We start from the raw sequence: 15,162 nt of genomic DNA, 5'->3' as shown, positions 1-15,162 counted from the left end.
CATAGCTTGAGTGGTGCGAGCCGGGTGGTGCAAGCGCTGTATTACTGGGGGGTTGCCTTGTGCCCCTGAACAATGGCGATATAGACGCCTGAAAAAACAAAGGTCGTCACAATGTCGTTAGCCACGTTGACCCACCGTGCCAGCTTGCCTTGCCCTCAAGTAACCCCCGAGCAAGCAGCATGCCTGCTCGAGCGGCACTATGGTATGGCGGGCAAATTACACTCATTGGGCAGTCAGCAAGACCTCAACTATCGAATTGACAGCACGCGGGGCCGCTTCGTTTTGAAAATCTGCCGGGGTGACTACGCCGCGGTTGAACTCCAGGCCCAGCACGCAGCGCTCAACAGCCTGGGCGCGCATGCCGGCCTGCGTGTGCCCAAGGTCATCCAGACCTTGGCGGGTGAGGAGTTGCTGACGGTCAACGTCGATGACCAAACCCTGCACCTGCGGCTACTGGACTACATCGACGGCCAGCCCCTGACGCATTTACCCCACCTGAGCCGCACCGTGATCGAAGGCTTTGGTGAGCTGTGCGGGCAGATGAGCCTCGCGCTGGCGGATTTCGAGCACCCAGGCCTTGCGCGCACCCTGCAATGGGACCCGCGCCACGCGCAAGCATTGATCACCCACCTGCTGGCAACCTTGCCCGACCTGCCGCAGCGTGCTGCTTTGGAGCAGGTGGCCAGGCAGGTCGAGGCGCATGTCCAGCCGTTGGCGGCACACCTGCCTTGGCAAGCGGTGCACATGGACATCACCGACGACAACGTGATGTGGCAGCGTGATGCCCAGCGGCACTGGCGCATACAAGGCGTGATCGATTTCGGCGATCTGGTGCACACCTGGCGAATTGCCGATCTGTCGGTGACCTGCGCGGCGCTGTTGCACCATGCCGACGGTGATCCGTTTGCTCTCTTGCCGGCGATCCAGGCCTGCCACGCGGTCACGCCGTTGCAGCGTGAAGAGCTGGAGGTGTTGTGGCCGTTGATCGTCGCCCGCGCGGCGGTGTTGGTGCTCAGCAGTGAGCAGCAGCAACGCTTGGACCCGGACAACGTTTATCTAAAGAAAAACGCCGAACACGAGTGGGAAATCTTCCATATCGCCACGTCGGTGCCCTTCGAACTCATGCAAGCGGCGATTCTGCGCAGCGTCGGCAAACCATTACCGGCCGTCGCCAACCAAGACTTCGCGCCTTTATTGCCAGGCTTGGTGGGCCGCGAGTTTGCGCTGATCGACCTGGGCGTACTCAGCCCGCATTTCGAGGCTGGCAATTGGGAGACTCCCGGCATCGATCGGCGCTTGCTGGATCAAGCGGCGACGGTGCATGGGCTGGCGGCCAGTCGTTATGGGCAATACCGCTTGTCGCGCACCCGCCCCGACAGTGCGCTAGAGCCCGAGACCTTCCCCCTGCATGTCGAACTGCATCTGCCCCACGGCACGGTGCTGGAAGCACCCTTTGCGGGAATGCTGCGCGAAGGTACCGACGGCTTGCTGTGTTTGCACGACAGCGGCCTGAGCCTGCGCCTGTGGGGCGTGCGCACATCACTCAAGCCGGGCGCAACCTTGGTCAAAGGGCAGGTGCTGGGCGAGGTTCATGCGCCGTTGACTGTGCAGTTATGCCGCGCCGACCTTGAGCCACCGCTGTTCTGCACACCTTCCCGGGCGTTGGCGTGGCAGGCGTTGTGCCCGTCACCCGCAGCGCTGTTGGGCCTGGCCTGTGATGCTGAGCCGGAACTGGACCCGCAGGCCCTGCTGGCCCGGAGGGATGCCAGCTTTGCCCGCTCCCAGAAGCACTACTACGCCGACCCGCCGCGTATCGAGCGCGGCTGGCGCAACCACCTGATTGATATGCAGGGCCGATCCTACCTCGACATGCTCAACAACGTGGCCGTGCTGGGCCATGGCCACCCGCGCATGGCTGAAGTGGCGGCTCGGCAGTGGTCGTTGCTCAACACCAACTCGCGCTTTCACTATGCGGCAATTGCCGAGTTCTCCGAGCGCCTGCTGGCGTTGGCGCCACAGGGCATGGACCGGGTGTTCCTGGTCAACAGCGGCACCGAGGCCAATGACCTGGCGATTCGTTTGGCCTGGGCCTACAGCGGCGGGCGCGACATGCTCAGTGTGCTGGAGGCCTATCACGGCTGGTCGGTGGCGGCGGATGCCGTGTCCACGTCGATTGCCGATAACCCCCAGGCCTTGAGCAGCCGCCCGGATTGGGTACACCCCGTGACCGCGCCCAATACCTACCGCGGTGAATTCCGCGGGCCGGACAGCGCGCCGGACTATGTACGAAGCGTGGAGCATAACCTGGCGAAAATCGCCGCGAGCCAGCGTCAATTGGCCGGGTTTATCTGTGAACCGGTGTACGGCAACGCCGGTGGCATCTCCCTGCCAGCGGGTTACCTGCAACAGGTGTATGGCTTGGTGCGTGCCCAGGGGGGCGTGTGCATCGCCGATGAAGTGCAGGTGGGTTACGGCCGCATGGGGCATTTCTTCTGGGGGTTTGAACAGCAGGGTGTGGTGCCTGACATCATTACCATGGCCAAGGGCATGGGCAACGGCCAGCCGTTGGGCGCAGTGATTACCCGCCGAGAGATTGCCGAGGCGCTGGAGGCCGAGGGTTACTTCTTCTCGTCATCGGGAGGCAGCCCGGTCAGTTGCCGGATCGGCATGGCAGTGCTGGACGTGATGGAAGAGGAAAAGCTGTGGGAAAACGCCCAAGTGGTAGGCGGGCATTTCAAGGCACGACTGGAGGAATTGATTGATCGCCATCCACTCGTCGGTGCCGTGCACGGTTCGGGCTTCTATCTGGGCCTTGAACTGGTGCGTGATCGCCACACCCTGGAGCCTGCGACGGCAGAAACCGCCTTGTTGTGTGATCGCCTGCGGGAGCTGGGGATTTTCATGCAACCTACCGGTGATTATCTGAATATCCTCAAAATCAAGCCGCCGATGGTGACGTCCAGACGCAGCGTGGACTTCTTTGTGGACATGCTGTCGAAAGTGCTGGATGAGCAACTGTGATTTATCGATTGTTATCGGCTATTTTTTGCAGGCGCGAGCACCTATCATGTTTTTAGTCTGTTAAAGCCGATTTTTATCCATTATAAAGTTGCCCTTCACCCCATTCGGAGCCCTGATCGCCATGACCACCTTGCACAGCACACCTCGCGCCGATGGCTTTCACATGCCTGCCGAATGGGCGCCCCAGACCCAGACCTGGATGATCTGGCCCGAGCGCCCAGACAACTGGCGCCTGGGCGGTAAGCCTGCGCAGGCGGCCCATGTGGCGGTGGCCAAGGCCATCGCACGTTTTGAGCCGGTGACCGTCGCGGTCTCCGCCAGCCAGTACGAAAACGCCCGTGCCCGCCTGGACGTACCCAATATCCGCCTGGTGGAAATGTCCAATGACGACGCGTGGGTTCGCGACACTGGCCCCACTTTCGTTATCAACGGCAGTGGAGAAGTACGGGGTGTGAACTGGGACTTCAACGCCTGGGGTGGTTTTGACGGCGGCCTGTATTCCCCGTGGAACCGCGATTCCCAAGTGGGAGGCAAGATCCTCGAGATGGAGCGCGCACCGCGTTACCGCACTGAAGGCTTTGTGCTTGAAGGCGGTTCGATTCATGTCGACGGCGAAGGCACCCTGATCACCACCGAAGAATGCCTGTTGAACCGCAACCGCAACCCGCACCTTGATCGTGCGGCCATTGAGGCGGTACTCAGCGATAACCTGGCGGTAGACAAGATCATCTGGTTGCCGGATGGGTTGTTCAACGACGAAACCGACGGCCATGTGGATAACTTCTGCTGCTACGTGCGCCCGGGCGAAGTGCTGTTGGCCTGGACCGATGACCCGCAAGACCCGAACTACCCACGCTGCCACGCAGCCATGGACGTGCTGCAAAGCAGCACCGATGCCCAGGGCCGCTCGTTCATCGTGCATAAAATGCCGATCCCGGGTCCGCTGTATGCCACTGAGGAGGAATGCGCCGGGGTAGACCTGGTTGACGGTAGCCAGGAGCGTAATCCGACCCTGCGGTTGGCCGGTTCCTACGTCAACTTCCTGATCGTCAATGGCGGCATCATCGCGCCGAGTTTCGATGACCCGTTGGACGATCAGGCCAAGCAAATCCTGCAGAACCTGTTCCCACAACATGAAGTGGTGATGGTGCCGGGCCGCGAATTGTTACTGGGTGGGGGCAATATCCATTGCCTGACCCAACAGCAGCCAGCTCCGCAGCGAAAGTGAGTGCAGTTGTAACAGCGCCTTGATGGCGCACGAGCACCGCGCGTTTGCAGTGTTCCCCGCAAGCCCGCGACCCAGCCCGGTCGCGGGCTTTTTCATGCCTGCATGCTGGTGAACAGGGCACATTGGCATAGCTCTTGTATCGCTGTGGTTACAGTGGCCCAAGGGGGATGACCGTGCAGTTCTGTCACAAACCTTGAGTAAGTTAGCCGCTCACGCAGCAGGAGAGAGCGCTGAAATGAATGCCGATGTCCACCTGATGAACACGCGTACGTTCCACCCTTTGCGGGTCGACGCAGACGCCATCCATGCGTTGGCCCTTTGGTTGAAGGCGAACGGCTCGCCACAGGCCAGGCAAGCGTCTGACTTGCGCAGTGTGATGAGTGAGCGCTACCCGTTGGGGTTGTTCACGGAGGATGAAGTGCAGGCGTTGTGCGAGGTAATGAGCAACTAAAGAACACCTGAAACCAACTGTGGGAGCTGGCTTGCCTGCGATGGCGGTGGTTCAGTTAAACATTCAGTGACTGGCACACCGCTTTCGCGGGCAAGCCCGCTCCCACAGGTATCTGCGCCAGGCGCTGATGTTGTGGGCAATGCCTCACCAGTGTGGGGGCTGGCTTTGTTTCACATGAGGCGTGTCAGAAGCTGTAGGTACCGGTGACCACCAGGCTTCGCGGCTCACCCGGTTGAATCTGCGCCGCACTGGTCGCCGAGGCGTAGTAGTTTTTATCAGCGATATTGTTCAGTGCTGCCCGCACGTCCCATTCTTTCTGACGGAACCCGGCCAGCGCGTCCCAGCGGCCATAACCCGGCAACACCACGGTGTTGAGGTTGTCGGCATATCGATCACCCACCAGGGTCAAACCGGTTTCCGCGTACCAGCCCATCTGCGGTTTCCAGGTGATGAATAGGCTGGCGTTGCGCTTGGCCACGTCGCTGATTCGTTTGCCTTCAAAGCCATTGTTGTCCTTCTCGACCTTGGCGTCCTGCAGGCCCACGCCGCCGCGCACATACCAGTTGTCGACAATCTTGCCGGTGGCGGTCAGCTCCACGCCGCGTGAGCGTTGCTCGCCGGTGAGCAGCGTAATGGTGCGGTCCAGCGGGTCGCTGGTGCGGCGGTTGTAGAGTTCCAGTTCGTACACGGCCAGGGTGGTGCTCAGGCGTTCGTCGAACCAGTCGCTCTTCACGCCGATTTCCTTTTGCTTGGTCAGCTCCGGGCTCAGGTCGTTGGCGTTGCCGGTGGCGTTCGGCGTGATGCCGATCAGGCCGCCGCCGGCTGGTGTGAAGGTCTTGCTCCACGAAGCATAGAACGAGTGGTGTTCCAGGGGCGTCCACACCAGGCCGACGCGCGGGCTGGTGCTGTGGCTTTTCACGTTCTGTTGGATGTCGAGCAGCTTGTTGGTGGTGTCCACTTCGAAACGGTCGTAACGCAGCCCGCCCAGCAGTTGCCACTGGTCATTCAGGCGCAGTTGGTCCTGTATGTAGAGGGCGCGGCTTTCGACTTCGGTGTGGTTGTTACTCGACAGTCGCATGCTCCCGGTGTGGCTCAGGCGGCGATTGGGTTGGTTGAGGTCCAGGCTCGGCACTGTCTTGCCATCGCGAGCGGAGTACAGCTTCGGATCACGGCGCTGGCTGCCCAGCTCAATACCGGTGAGCAGGCGGTGCTCCAGGCCAAAGGTGTCGAAACCGCCTTCCAGTTCCAGGTTGTTGAACACGTTGCGGGTGGTCAGGTCCTGCTGCCAGTGTTGGCGGCTGACGGTGTTGGTTTTCGGGTCATAGCCGGTCTGGTAGGTATTGTCGAAATCGCTGTCGAGCTTGAACACGCCGAGGGTGTGGCGCAGCTGCCAGTCGGCGTTGAGCTCGTAGGCAAGTCTGGAACGCAGGGACTGGGACTTATCGTCGATGTAATCGCCGTGATCAAAGTAAGTGGTGCTGCGGCTCACATCCGCCGGGCGCCCGTTGACACCCGGAATGCCACGGTCTGGGGTGCGGTTGTAGCGGCTGTATTCGTATTGCACCAGCCAGTTCAGCTCTGGAGTGAGCTGCCAACTCATCGACGGCGCGAACAACTGGCGGTTGCCGCTGACGCCATCGCGAAAGCTGTTGTTGTCCTGGTTGCCCATGTTCAGGCGCAGGCTGATGTTATCGGTGGGGTCGGTACTCACGTCGGCATACAGGCTGCGCAGATCGTTGCTGCCGCCTTGGGCTTCGATGCTGGACTTTTGCCCCGGGGTTGGCAGTTTGCTCACCCGGTTGACGATCCCGCCCTGGCCGCCTCGCCCGTAAAGCACGGCGGCCGGTCCCTTGAGCACTTCGATACGCTCGATGTTATGCAGGTCACGTACGTACTGGCTGTCGTCGCGAATGCCATCCAGATAGAAGTCATTGCTGGCGTCGAAACCACGTATGCGCAGGCTGTCGAAGCGTGTATCGGCGCCGCTGCTGACGTTGGGGATACCGCTCAATGCCTGGCCCAGGTCGTTGGTGCCATAGGAGCGCAGGCTTTCGGTTTTGACTGAGTCGATCGCCTGGGGCACGTAGCGAACAGCCGTCGCGGTGCGTGTGGCGGTGCTGGTCTCTTTGACCCGTGGGTCGTCTTCGTCTGCTTCCACGCTGATCGAGGTTTCGGGCAGGACCGTGGCCGCACCGGCAAAACCAGCAGACAGCAGGACAGAGAGCCCAAGGGAGAGGGGCGTCAGGCGAGGGGCAGGCATGGGAGTGTATCCAAATGACGTGGCAGGAAAATTGTGCGCGAATGGTAATGCTTTGCATTTGCGCGTGTTATCTATTCCCTAACGCATTGCATGCGGATTTGTTACTTAATGTGTTTCCAAAGGCTGATCAAGGTGTTTTCAAGGCTTTCATCCCGCCGCTTTAGCCCGCCGCTTAGACGAATATCGCCTAAATACAGACGATTCACGAAATTGACACATAGTTCAACGCCCGCATAGGATTGCGCCCAACGCCTGTGGCTAACCACCATGACTAAATCCAATAAAAAAAGGCCCGCGGCAGTTCAGTCGTCCGCGGGCCTTCTTTTTGCTGGCAAGGTCGACACCAGAAAAGCAACAGGAGCCTGGTGTCACAGCGCGTACTCAACCCGTAATAAGGAATATAAGAAAATGTTGAAGCAACGGATGAGTCTGATCGCTCTGGGGATTTTGAGCGCATCGACAGCAATGGCAAACGACCAGGAGCAATCCAAGGGTTTCGTTGAAGACAGCCACCTGAACATCGCAGCACGTAACGCCTACATCAGCCGTGACTACAAAAACGGCAAGCAGGACAAAGCTGAATGGGGCCAAGGCTTCATCGGCAAGTTCGAGTCCGGCTTCACCCAAGGCACCGTCGGTGTGGGTGTGGATGTGATTGGCCAATACGCTATCCGCCTGGATGGTGGTAAAGGTCGCAGTGGCGCTGGCGGTATCGACTTCTTCAAGCAAGGTGACAGCGGAGAAGCCGCCAACGACCTGGCCAAAGGCGGCGCAGCCGTCAAGGCGCGTATCTCCAACACCGTGATCAAATACGGTCAGCAGATGCCGGCCGTGCCGGTCCTGCAATACGACAACTCGCGTCTGCTGTCGGAAACCTACGAGGGCACCTCGATCGTTTCCAAAGAGATCGCCGGCCTGCAACTGGATGCTGGTCACTTCACCAAGGAAGCTCGCAAGAGCGCCGAGGGCAGCGACAGCGGCCGTTTGAAGAGCATCAACTACATCGGTGGTAGCTACAAATTCACCGAAAGCCTGTCGGCTGCTTTGTACGCCTCCGACATGCAGGACGTGCTGAAGAAGCAATACGTCAACGTCAACTACGTGCTGGCCCTGCCAGAACAACAGTCGCTGACATTTGACTTCAACGGCTACAAAACCAAGCTGGACCGCAGCTTCGCCCTGGAAAACCAAGGTGATGCGGACGCTCGCGACAACAAAATCTGGAGCCTGGGCGCCACGTGGGCCGTTGGCCCGCACAGCTTCACCATCGCTCACCAGCGCAGCACCGGTGACACTGGCTACCTGTACGGCGGCTACCGCAACGCCGGCGGTATCGGCGACGGCGGTAATACCATCTTGCTGGCCAACTCCTACTGGTCCGACTTCAACGGCAAGGACGAGCGCTCCTGGCAAGCAGGTTATGGCATCGACTTCGCCACCTTCGGCGTACCGGGCCTGACCTACAACATTGCCTACGTGCGCGGCACCAACATCGACGACGGCACTGGCCGTGGCGATGGCACCGAGCGTGAAATCTGGAACCAGTTCAAGTACGTGGTACAGAGCGGCCCAGCCAAAGACCTGAGCCTGCGTGCCCGTGCCTCGTGGTTGCGCGTTTCCAACAACGCCAGCAACTACAACGTAGGCGGTAACGAAATCCGTCTGTTCGCCGACTACCCGATCAACGTTTTCTAATTGATCGAATGTCGTGCCTGATGCCAGGCGATAAAAAACCCCGACTGGTTCGGGGTTTTTTATTGTCCGCTCGCGGGGGCGTCAGGCTTTGACCGGTGCGAGCTTTTTGCAGTTCTCTTTGCGCGTCGGGTACTGCTCGCATTTGCGCAGCACGCTTTGCACCTGCTGCGCATTCTGCAGTTGCTGGTTGGCCAACAGCTTCTCAGTAATAAACAGTTCCTCCGAGCCCAGGTTGCGTTCTGCCTTGTCGATCATCGCCAGTGCCGATTGCCCGTCACCGCGTTTGAGGTGGTAGCTGATCATCAAGTCATAGGTGGAAGGTCCTGCCAGGGACCAGTCCTTGATCGCCTGCAACTCTTTCACCGCTTCGCTGTTTTTGCCTTGGGCCAGGCGCACGGTATAGGCAGCGCGCCGAATGCTCGGCTGGTCTTTTACCGGCGAAGCCAGGGCCTTGCGGATGAAAGCGTCAGCCTGCGGCACCTTGTTTTTCTCCAGGGCATCAATCGCGAAGTACGCGTCTTTATAGCCCTGCAAAGCCTTCGCCACCTGGGGCGTATTCTTCATTTTCGACCAGCTTTGCGGGTTGACCCGGGCGCGGCGTTCCTGGCGATACTCGCGTTGCAAGTACTGGCGCAGCTCGGTGTCGCGGTCCATCGCCGACATATGTGAGCGGTTGAAGTATTGGCTGGTCGCGGTGATGCCGGTGGTCAAGCCATCCTTGACCAGCACGTCCAGCTCTTTGGTGAACTGGTTGAGATTGAACTGCTGCAGCGAATCCTGCATGGCATTCTTGCGCGCCGTGAGGAACCCCGTGAGCAAGGGCTTCTGCTTGCCCTGGAAGTCGTTGAGGCGCTCCAGACTATGGGTGGCGGCTCGTGGCGCGTAACCGGCGCGGATCATCAAGTCGGTGCCCAGCAAGTCGGCCTGGTCTTCCTGGCTGCGGCCCCAGGCGGTGCTCCATACCTGATCGGAAAAGGTATTGGCCAGGGCGGTGTACAGTACGGTGTTACCGATGGTCTTCTGGGTGCCGGCTGGGTCCTTACTGAACAGTTTCATCGTACCGGAGCTGCGGTCCACGCCCGTATCGGCAGCCATCGTGGCCAAGGCGACCGTGGAGGCGACGGTGGTGAACATGTCTTTCTGCTGCTGGAAAGCGGCCATGCGGTCATGGTGATGCAGCAATACGTGGCTCATTTCATGGCCCAGCATCGCGGCGATTTCATCTTCACTGGCGACGTTGTCCAGCATGCCCAGCGGCACGAACAGATTGCCGTAAGGGTCTGCCGACGGCCCGAAGCCATAGCTGTCGGTGATCTTCACCTGCAGCGGCGGCAACTCCCCCGGCCAGCCTTTGGACAAGCGCGTGACAATGCCCTGCAGGTAGGCTTGCAGCATGGGGATATCCACCAGGTTCTGCTGGCGCGCTTCAGCGGCCGGCACCGCACGCCCGTCGTAGCTCAAACGCTGCTGGCTCTGGCGCTGTGGGTCGAGCTTGTAATACTGGCGTACGTCGCTGTTATCCACGTAATGGCCCTGAACCCGGGACTGGGTCGAGGGCCCCACCAGGTTCATAAACGCCTGGTCTGCGCCTTTCAAGGTGGCGCAACCACTGAGCACCGAACTGGCCAACAGGCTGGCTGCTACTAGATATCCCTTCACCGCAACGCTCCTTTTATTGATTGCAGCCGGCACCAAAACCGATGGTGGAGTTGTTGCGGCTGTCCTTGGCCTGGCTTTTGGTCAGGCCCTGGCAGGGCAGGTCCACGACGTTCAGCGGGGGCTCGATGCGCAAATCCATGGTGTCCAGCCACACCTTCTGGCCTGCCAGTTCTACCTGCACCAGGTCCAGTGCCTGGTTGTACTGCAACACCGGCAGGGGCTGGGTGGGCGCGTCCTTTTTCGCCAGCTCACGTTGTTGTTTGCCCTGCTCGTCCAGCACTGTCACCGGGTCGGCGAGGAACGCCTTGATACTGTGGGTTTCTGCCCAGGCGCCCGGGGTGAAGAGGGCGGCGAGCAAGACGATGAGGCTTCTGTTCATCCTTGGTTTCCTTGAGTCAGATAGCAGAGCGGTGCACTCGGCGATCGCGGTCGAAGACGGCTTCGATCCGCTCGCTGAACAGCACCAACGACAGCAACACAATGCCCAGCACGTTGACCGGGGTGATGTCATTGAGGCTCAGCAACACACTGACCCCCGCCAACATCGACATCACCAACAGCCACGACGGGCACGGCGAGGTAAAAAACCAGATTTCCTGGCGCCGCCACCGGCTCCAGGTGCGATGGCCCGCCAGGCGACGCGCGTGCAGCGCCTTGAGCACGGCGATCAACGCCAGCAGCCCGAGCTCCAGCAGGTCCAGCCAATTGAACGGCAGGTGGGGGAAATTGGCCGGTTCATGGTCGTAGTCCATGCCCGCATTGATCAGGTTGTCCAGCGCCATGGCGTGCAGGTAAACGCCGGGGAGTTGGCCGTGTACCGGCGACTCCACCAAGTCCCCTGTCGAGGCGATATTGGCGCCCACCAACACCAGGCGGTCGCGCAGCAATTCGGCGACCAGTGCCTGGTCGTCGGGGTCGCTGACCTCCAGGTCACTGGCCGACAACGTGAGCGTATAAGGGCAGCGCGCCTGGGCCGAGTCGTCGAGTTTCCAGAACACCGCCTGGAAGAACTGCGCCACCCCATCCAGCAAAAAATGCCGCGCGGGCGCGCAGTGGTGGATATCGGCGATACGCGCCTGTTCCGGCGCCAGCTTCAATCCCCACTGCACTGCAATGGGCTGGCGCTGCGCAGCGGCTTGCACATCCACCGGCGGCTGCTTGCAGTGCTGCGTGGCACAGAACACTCGATACAGCGACAGGGCGGGAGTTTCCATCAGCCCTGCCTGTGTGCGCATCGCCAGTGGATACTTGTCATCCACCCCTTCCCATACAACCAGCGCCGGCTGGCTCACCTGCATGAACGGCGCCAGCGTATTCGCCTGGCCCGCCTCTGCGCGAGTCAACCCAGTATTGGCCAGCCACAACGGGATGCCTTGGCGTTGATAACGCTCAAACACATTCGCCAGCAACTGGCTGCCCCGCGTCGGGTCGCCAAACGAGTGGTCGTGGCTATAAAGCAAATCCACAAACACCGCCTGGGGCTTGTACGCCAGCAAGCGCTTGAACAACTTGCTCTGCTCGCCATAGGGCATGGGCCACGAACTGTTATTGCGCATCAGGTAGGCATCATCGATCAACACCACCGCCACCCGCTGCTGCCCAAGGCTCGGGTAGTGACTGGCGAACATACGATTGAGCCACTGCGCCGACGCCTTGTCGCTGGAACTGGCCAGGCCGAAAGGATCAAGAATCGCCAGCAACACGATGATGACCGCCAGCCAATAGCGGCGGTATTTGAACAGCGGGGGTTTGGACAACATCCATGTCTCGATAAAAACGCAAGCAAGGCGGGGTTTTTAACGGAGTGGGGAGGGGGTGTCAATTGGAAAAGTGGCTAAGTGCCATGTATCGATGGGCGCATGGATCGTCATTTGTAAAAACGCCCCGGCGTGTCCAGGCCGAGATTTTATTCCGTGGGCTCCGGGCGGGCAGTCCAGGCACCACATCACTTCGCTATTGCTCAATATTTCAAGGCAATTCAATCGTCACCTCGCTCATCTCCTGCAAATAGGGGGCGAAAAGGCAGTCGTTGTCTTCGACACCGGGTAGTCGGTTGATTTGTCGACCTCGCCGCGATGAGGCTTGCGCTGCGGATGGCAGGGTGTGGACAGGATGTGGACGTGCGGAAACAACAAAGCCCCCACATTTCTGTGGAGGCTTTGTTTTATATGGTGGCACCAGGAGTCGAATTATTTCATAAGCTATTGAGTTAGCTGATTAATACTTAAAGGCCTGTGCGACTCTACCTCTAAAACTACCTCAAGGTTCTCGTGCGCCTGAGGATCTAGCTTGACGTGACTAGCGGCGAAGGGCCGGATTCGACCCCACAGCGGCCGGTCATTCGTCTATGAAAGTGGGGCCGTTGATGTGTCAACTGTCAACCACGTTAGAGTTAGAGTAGGTCCATGGTGGCCATGGAATCAGCCATGCGGTAGCCCATCGCTTTGTAACCCGCCTGGCGCTTATCCCACATCCTCATCAGCGCGACATTACCCTCGTCAACGAAGTCGATCACTCGCACGTCGGCCTTATCGGCATGTGATCGATGCAACCGCCCCGCATATTGCTGAAGGATTCCCTTCCATGAGATGGGCATTGCCAGCACCAGCGTGTCCAACGGCGGATGATCGAAGCCTTCACCTACTAGTTTTCCTGTTGCCAACAGCACTCGTGGAGCATCAGGGGGAAGGGACTCAAGCTCATGCACACGGGAAATTCGCTGTTTCTTAGGCACTCGCCCATGAAGCGTGAAAAGGTTATGCACGCGCTGCTTCAATTCTAATTCAAGGGCATCCACATGTTCCGTCCGCTCCGTTAACACTAGAATTTTTCTACCCTCGTTGTACGCCAGCTCAATCTCCGAGACGATTTTGGCTGTCCGCTCAGAGTCGTCGGCTAGACGCCGAAAAACGTCCTGAATCCCAAAGCCGTCGGGGACCATTATTGGTTTGGGCAGCAATCGAGGCACGACAGAGAGGTCATGGGGCGCACTCGCTGGTCGAGCAGCAGAATGTCGGATCGGTCCGCACTGCATGAAAATAATGGGCTGCTGCCCATCTCGACGCACTGGGGTTGCCGTGAGTCCCAGCACGTACCGCGCGGTCGCGCTCCTCAGTAGTGCCTCGAATGACACTGCTGATAGGTGATGACACTCATCAACGATGATCTGGCCGTAATTTTTTACCTGATCGCTGATCTCGCCTTTTCGCGATAACGACTGCATTACGGCAATGTCGATAATGCCGGTAAGCTTCGCTTTTCCGCCCCCCAGAGTACCAACGACACCATTCCCAACTCCCAAGAACGCCTGCAAGCGCTCTTGCCACTGCCTTAACAGTTCCGTCCGATGCACAAGCACCAACGTGTTAATGCCACGTGCGGCAATCAACGCAGCAGCACTCACCGTTTTACCGAAAGCTGTCGGTGCGCAGAGGATGCCGGTGTCATGACTTAGCATTGCGCTGACGGCAGCCTCTTGGTCAGAACGCAGGGTCCCGAGAAAGCTCACGTCGATGGGGTCGCCCGCGAAGCGTTCGTCTTTAAGAATAGGGGTAACCCCGTTTTCCTCTAAAAGCTCCAGCGCAGCATCCAAACAGCCACGTGGTAACGCAATATGTTTGGGGAAGTTCTGGGCACAGCCGATAATCCTTGGCTTGTTCCACACTGACTTGCGCATGGCCTGAGCTTTGTAGAACTCAGGATTTTGAAAGGCAGCGAGCCGGACAAGCTGGTTTGCCAATGGCTGTGGCATTTCCGACTTTTCAAAGTAAATTAAGTTAGCCAGCGTGATGTTGACAGCAGCAGGCAACGGGCATGTCAATTTACGTGATCTCGATTCACGATCTTTCCAAGGTTCTGCATCACCTTCGTCATCGACATGGGCGACCCCTAGAGGGTCCCGATTACCCATCGCCTGGATAATAACGGGCTGGATATTTTCTGGACTCATGCGCTGAATCGATGCCAGGAAGGCCCATTGATCAGGATGAGGCTCAAGCGAGTCGTCTACAAAAACGCTATTGTTTTGGGCCCTGGCCCGCTTTTGTAAAGGGAGCGCGATGAGATTTCCAAAGCCGCCTTTGGGCATATAGTCCTGGTTTGGAAACAGTCGATCATAGGAACTGAGCGCCAACTGCCGGGTGCGCTCACAGGCATGACTGATGATTGCGGCACCGAGGCGGCGCGCATCGCAGGCAGGAACATTACGCTCAAAGAAAATCCAGCCATGAGCCCCTTGGCCTGAGCGCGATATTTCCAGCGCCACCGGGACGTTCAGCTCATGGCATGACTGCGCAAAAGCTTTGGAATCATCACGCCATTCGGCCTCATCGAAGTCGACCGCCAAAAAATAACAAGTGTCATCAGAAAGTAGGGGGTAGATACCAACGACCACTTCGCCCGCCAGATGGCGATAGACCACCTCATCAGTCAGCGGAAGCAGCTGGCGGTTACCGCAGTCGCCACATTTAATTCGGGGCTTCTCACAAACGCCAGGCCTCCATTCGTTTGCGCAAGCGGGAGCGTATCCTGATTTGCCTGCCTTGCTTTCCCAGCGGATGGGATAAACGTCCGTCCTACCACGAAACAAGCTTCGGAATAGGGCAAGCTTTCCATCAGTATCGAGTTGCTGTGATTGTTCTGCTTGGACAATCGCTATCTTGACTGGCTCAGCAGGCGGGCGCCATTCGATGCCATGAGCATCCAGCAAGGCAACCAATCTTGCATTCTCAGCCCTTAGCTTCGCCACCAGACTAGTGTCTATCACCGCCTTCAGCCTCTACGTCTCAGGTGAAGCCGTAGCCTCGAGCTACAACCCTCAGTCCATCAGTAAAACATAGAGGTTATCAA

General features: G+C 59.0%; 9 protein-coding genes. 4 read left to right on the top strand and 5 right to left on the bottom strand.

The window, feature by feature from the left end:
* The first annotated feature begins 111 nt into the window (after positions 1–111).
* The 3 genes from AC07S6_RS22810 (at position 112) to AC07S6_RS22800 (ending at position 4,700) form a co-directional block, all read left to right on the top strand.
* Positions 112–3,021 carry an aminotransferase gene (locus AC07S6_RS22810; protein WP_495113108.1) on the top strand — a complete coding sequence of 970 codons (2,910 nt, stop codon included), beginning with the start codon at positions 112–114 and terminating at the stop codon, positions 3,019–3,021.
* Between the two features lie 121 nt (positions 3,022–3,142).
* The gene (gene aguA / locus AC07S6_RS22805) at positions 3,143–4,249 is read left to right on the top strand and encodes an agmatine deiminase (protein WP_495113107.1); all 1,107 of its coding nucleotides are present in this window, start codon (positions 3,143–3,145) and stop codon (positions 4,247–4,249) included.
* Between the two features lie 235 nt (positions 4,250–4,484).
* A complete protein-coding gene (locus tag AC07S6_RS22800; protein WP_197883111.1) occupies positions 4,485–4,700 on the top strand; it encodes a hypothetical protein in 216 nt (71 codons plus the stop codon).
* A gap of 184 nt (positions 4,701–4,884) precedes the next feature.
* Here the strand turns inward: AC07S6_RS22800 and AC07S6_RS22795 are convergent, their stop codons facing one another.
* Positions 4,885–6,960 carry a TonB-dependent receptor gene (locus AC07S6_RS22795; RefSeq protein ID WP_495113106.1) on the bottom strand — a complete coding sequence of 692 codons (2,076 nt, stop codon included), beginning with the start codon at positions 6,958–6,960 and terminating at the stop codon, positions 4,885–4,887.
* A 408-nt stretch (positions 6,961–7,368) separates the two neighbouring features.
* Between AC07S6_RS22795 and AC07S6_RS22790 the strand changes: the two genes are divergently transcribed.
* The gene (locus AC07S6_RS22790) at positions 7,369–8,655 is read left to right on the top strand and encodes an OprD family porin (RefSeq protein ID WP_495113105.1); all 1,287 of its coding nucleotides are present in this window, start codon (positions 7,369–7,371) and stop codon (positions 8,653–8,655) included.
* Between the two features lie 81 nt (positions 8,656–8,736).
* Here AC07S6_RS22790 and AC07S6_RS22785 read toward each other — a convergent pair whose 3' ends face one another.
* The 4 genes from AC07S6_RS22785 to AC07S6_RS22770 all read right to left on the bottom strand — a co-directional run bounded on the left by AC07S6_RS22785 (position 8,737) and on the right by AC07S6_RS22770 (position 15,079).
* On the bottom strand, positions 8,737–10,314 hold the full coding sequence (locus tag AC07S6_RS22785) for a M48 family metallopeptidase (protein WP_495113104.1): 1,578 nt from the start codon (positions 10,312–10,314) through the stop codon (positions 8,737–8,739).
* A gap of 13 nt (positions 10,315–10,327) precedes the next feature.
* On the bottom strand, positions 10,328–10,693 hold the full coding sequence (locus tag AC07S6_RS22780) for a hypothetical protein (protein ID WP_181124537.1): 366 nt from the start codon (positions 10,691–10,693) through the stop codon (positions 10,328–10,330).
* A gap of 16 nt (positions 10,694–10,709) precedes the next feature.
* The gene (locus AC07S6_RS22775; protein ID WP_495113103.1) at positions 10,710–12,074 is read right to left on the bottom strand and encodes a CHASE2 domain-containing protein; all 1,365 of its coding nucleotides are present in this window, start codon (positions 12,072–12,074) and stop codon (positions 10,710–10,712) included.
* A 632-nt stretch (positions 12,075–12,706) separates the two neighbouring features.
* Positions 12,707–15,079 carry a TOTE conflict system archaeo-eukaryotic primase domain-containing protein gene (locus AC07S6_RS22770; RefSeq protein ID WP_495113102.1) on the bottom strand — a complete coding sequence of 791 codons (2,373 nt, stop codon included), beginning with the start codon at positions 15,077–15,079 and terminating at the stop codon, positions 12,707–12,709.
* Positions 15,080–15,162 lie beyond the last annotated feature (83 nt).

This window comes from Pseudomonas sp. GW821-FHT07B01 (assembly GCF_059419065.1).
Note: the sequence above shows the minus strand (reverse complement) of the source record. Positions and strands in the feature narration are given on the sequence as shown.

Coding starts and splice junctions, on each gene's coding strand:
- AC07S6_RS22810 (WP_495113108.1), top strand. CDS start 112: ATGTCGTTAGCCACGTTGACCCACCGTGCCAGCTTGCCTTGCCCTCAA.
- aguA (WP_495113107.1), top strand. CDS start 3,143: ATGACCACCTTGCACAGCACACCTCGCGCCGATGGCTTTCACATGCCT.
- AC07S6_RS22800 (WP_197883111.1), top strand. CDS start 4,485: ATGAATGCCGATGTCCACCTGATGAACACGCGTACGTTCCACCCTTTG.
- AC07S6_RS22795 (WP_495113106.1), bottom strand. CDS start 6,960: ATGCCTGCCCCTCGCCTGACGCCCCTCTCCCTTGGGCTCTCTGTCCTG.
- AC07S6_RS22790 (WP_495113105.1), top strand. CDS start 7,369: ATGTTGAAGCAACGGATGAGTCTGATCGCTCTGGGGATTTTGAGCGCA.
- AC07S6_RS22780 (WP_181124537.1), bottom strand. CDS start 10,693: ATGAACAGAAGCCTCATCGTCTTGCTCGCCGCCCTCTTCACCCCGGGC.
- AC07S6_RS22775 (WP_495113103.1), bottom strand. CDS start 12,074: ATGTTGTCCAAACCCCCGCTGTTCAAATACCGCCGCTATTGGCTGGCG.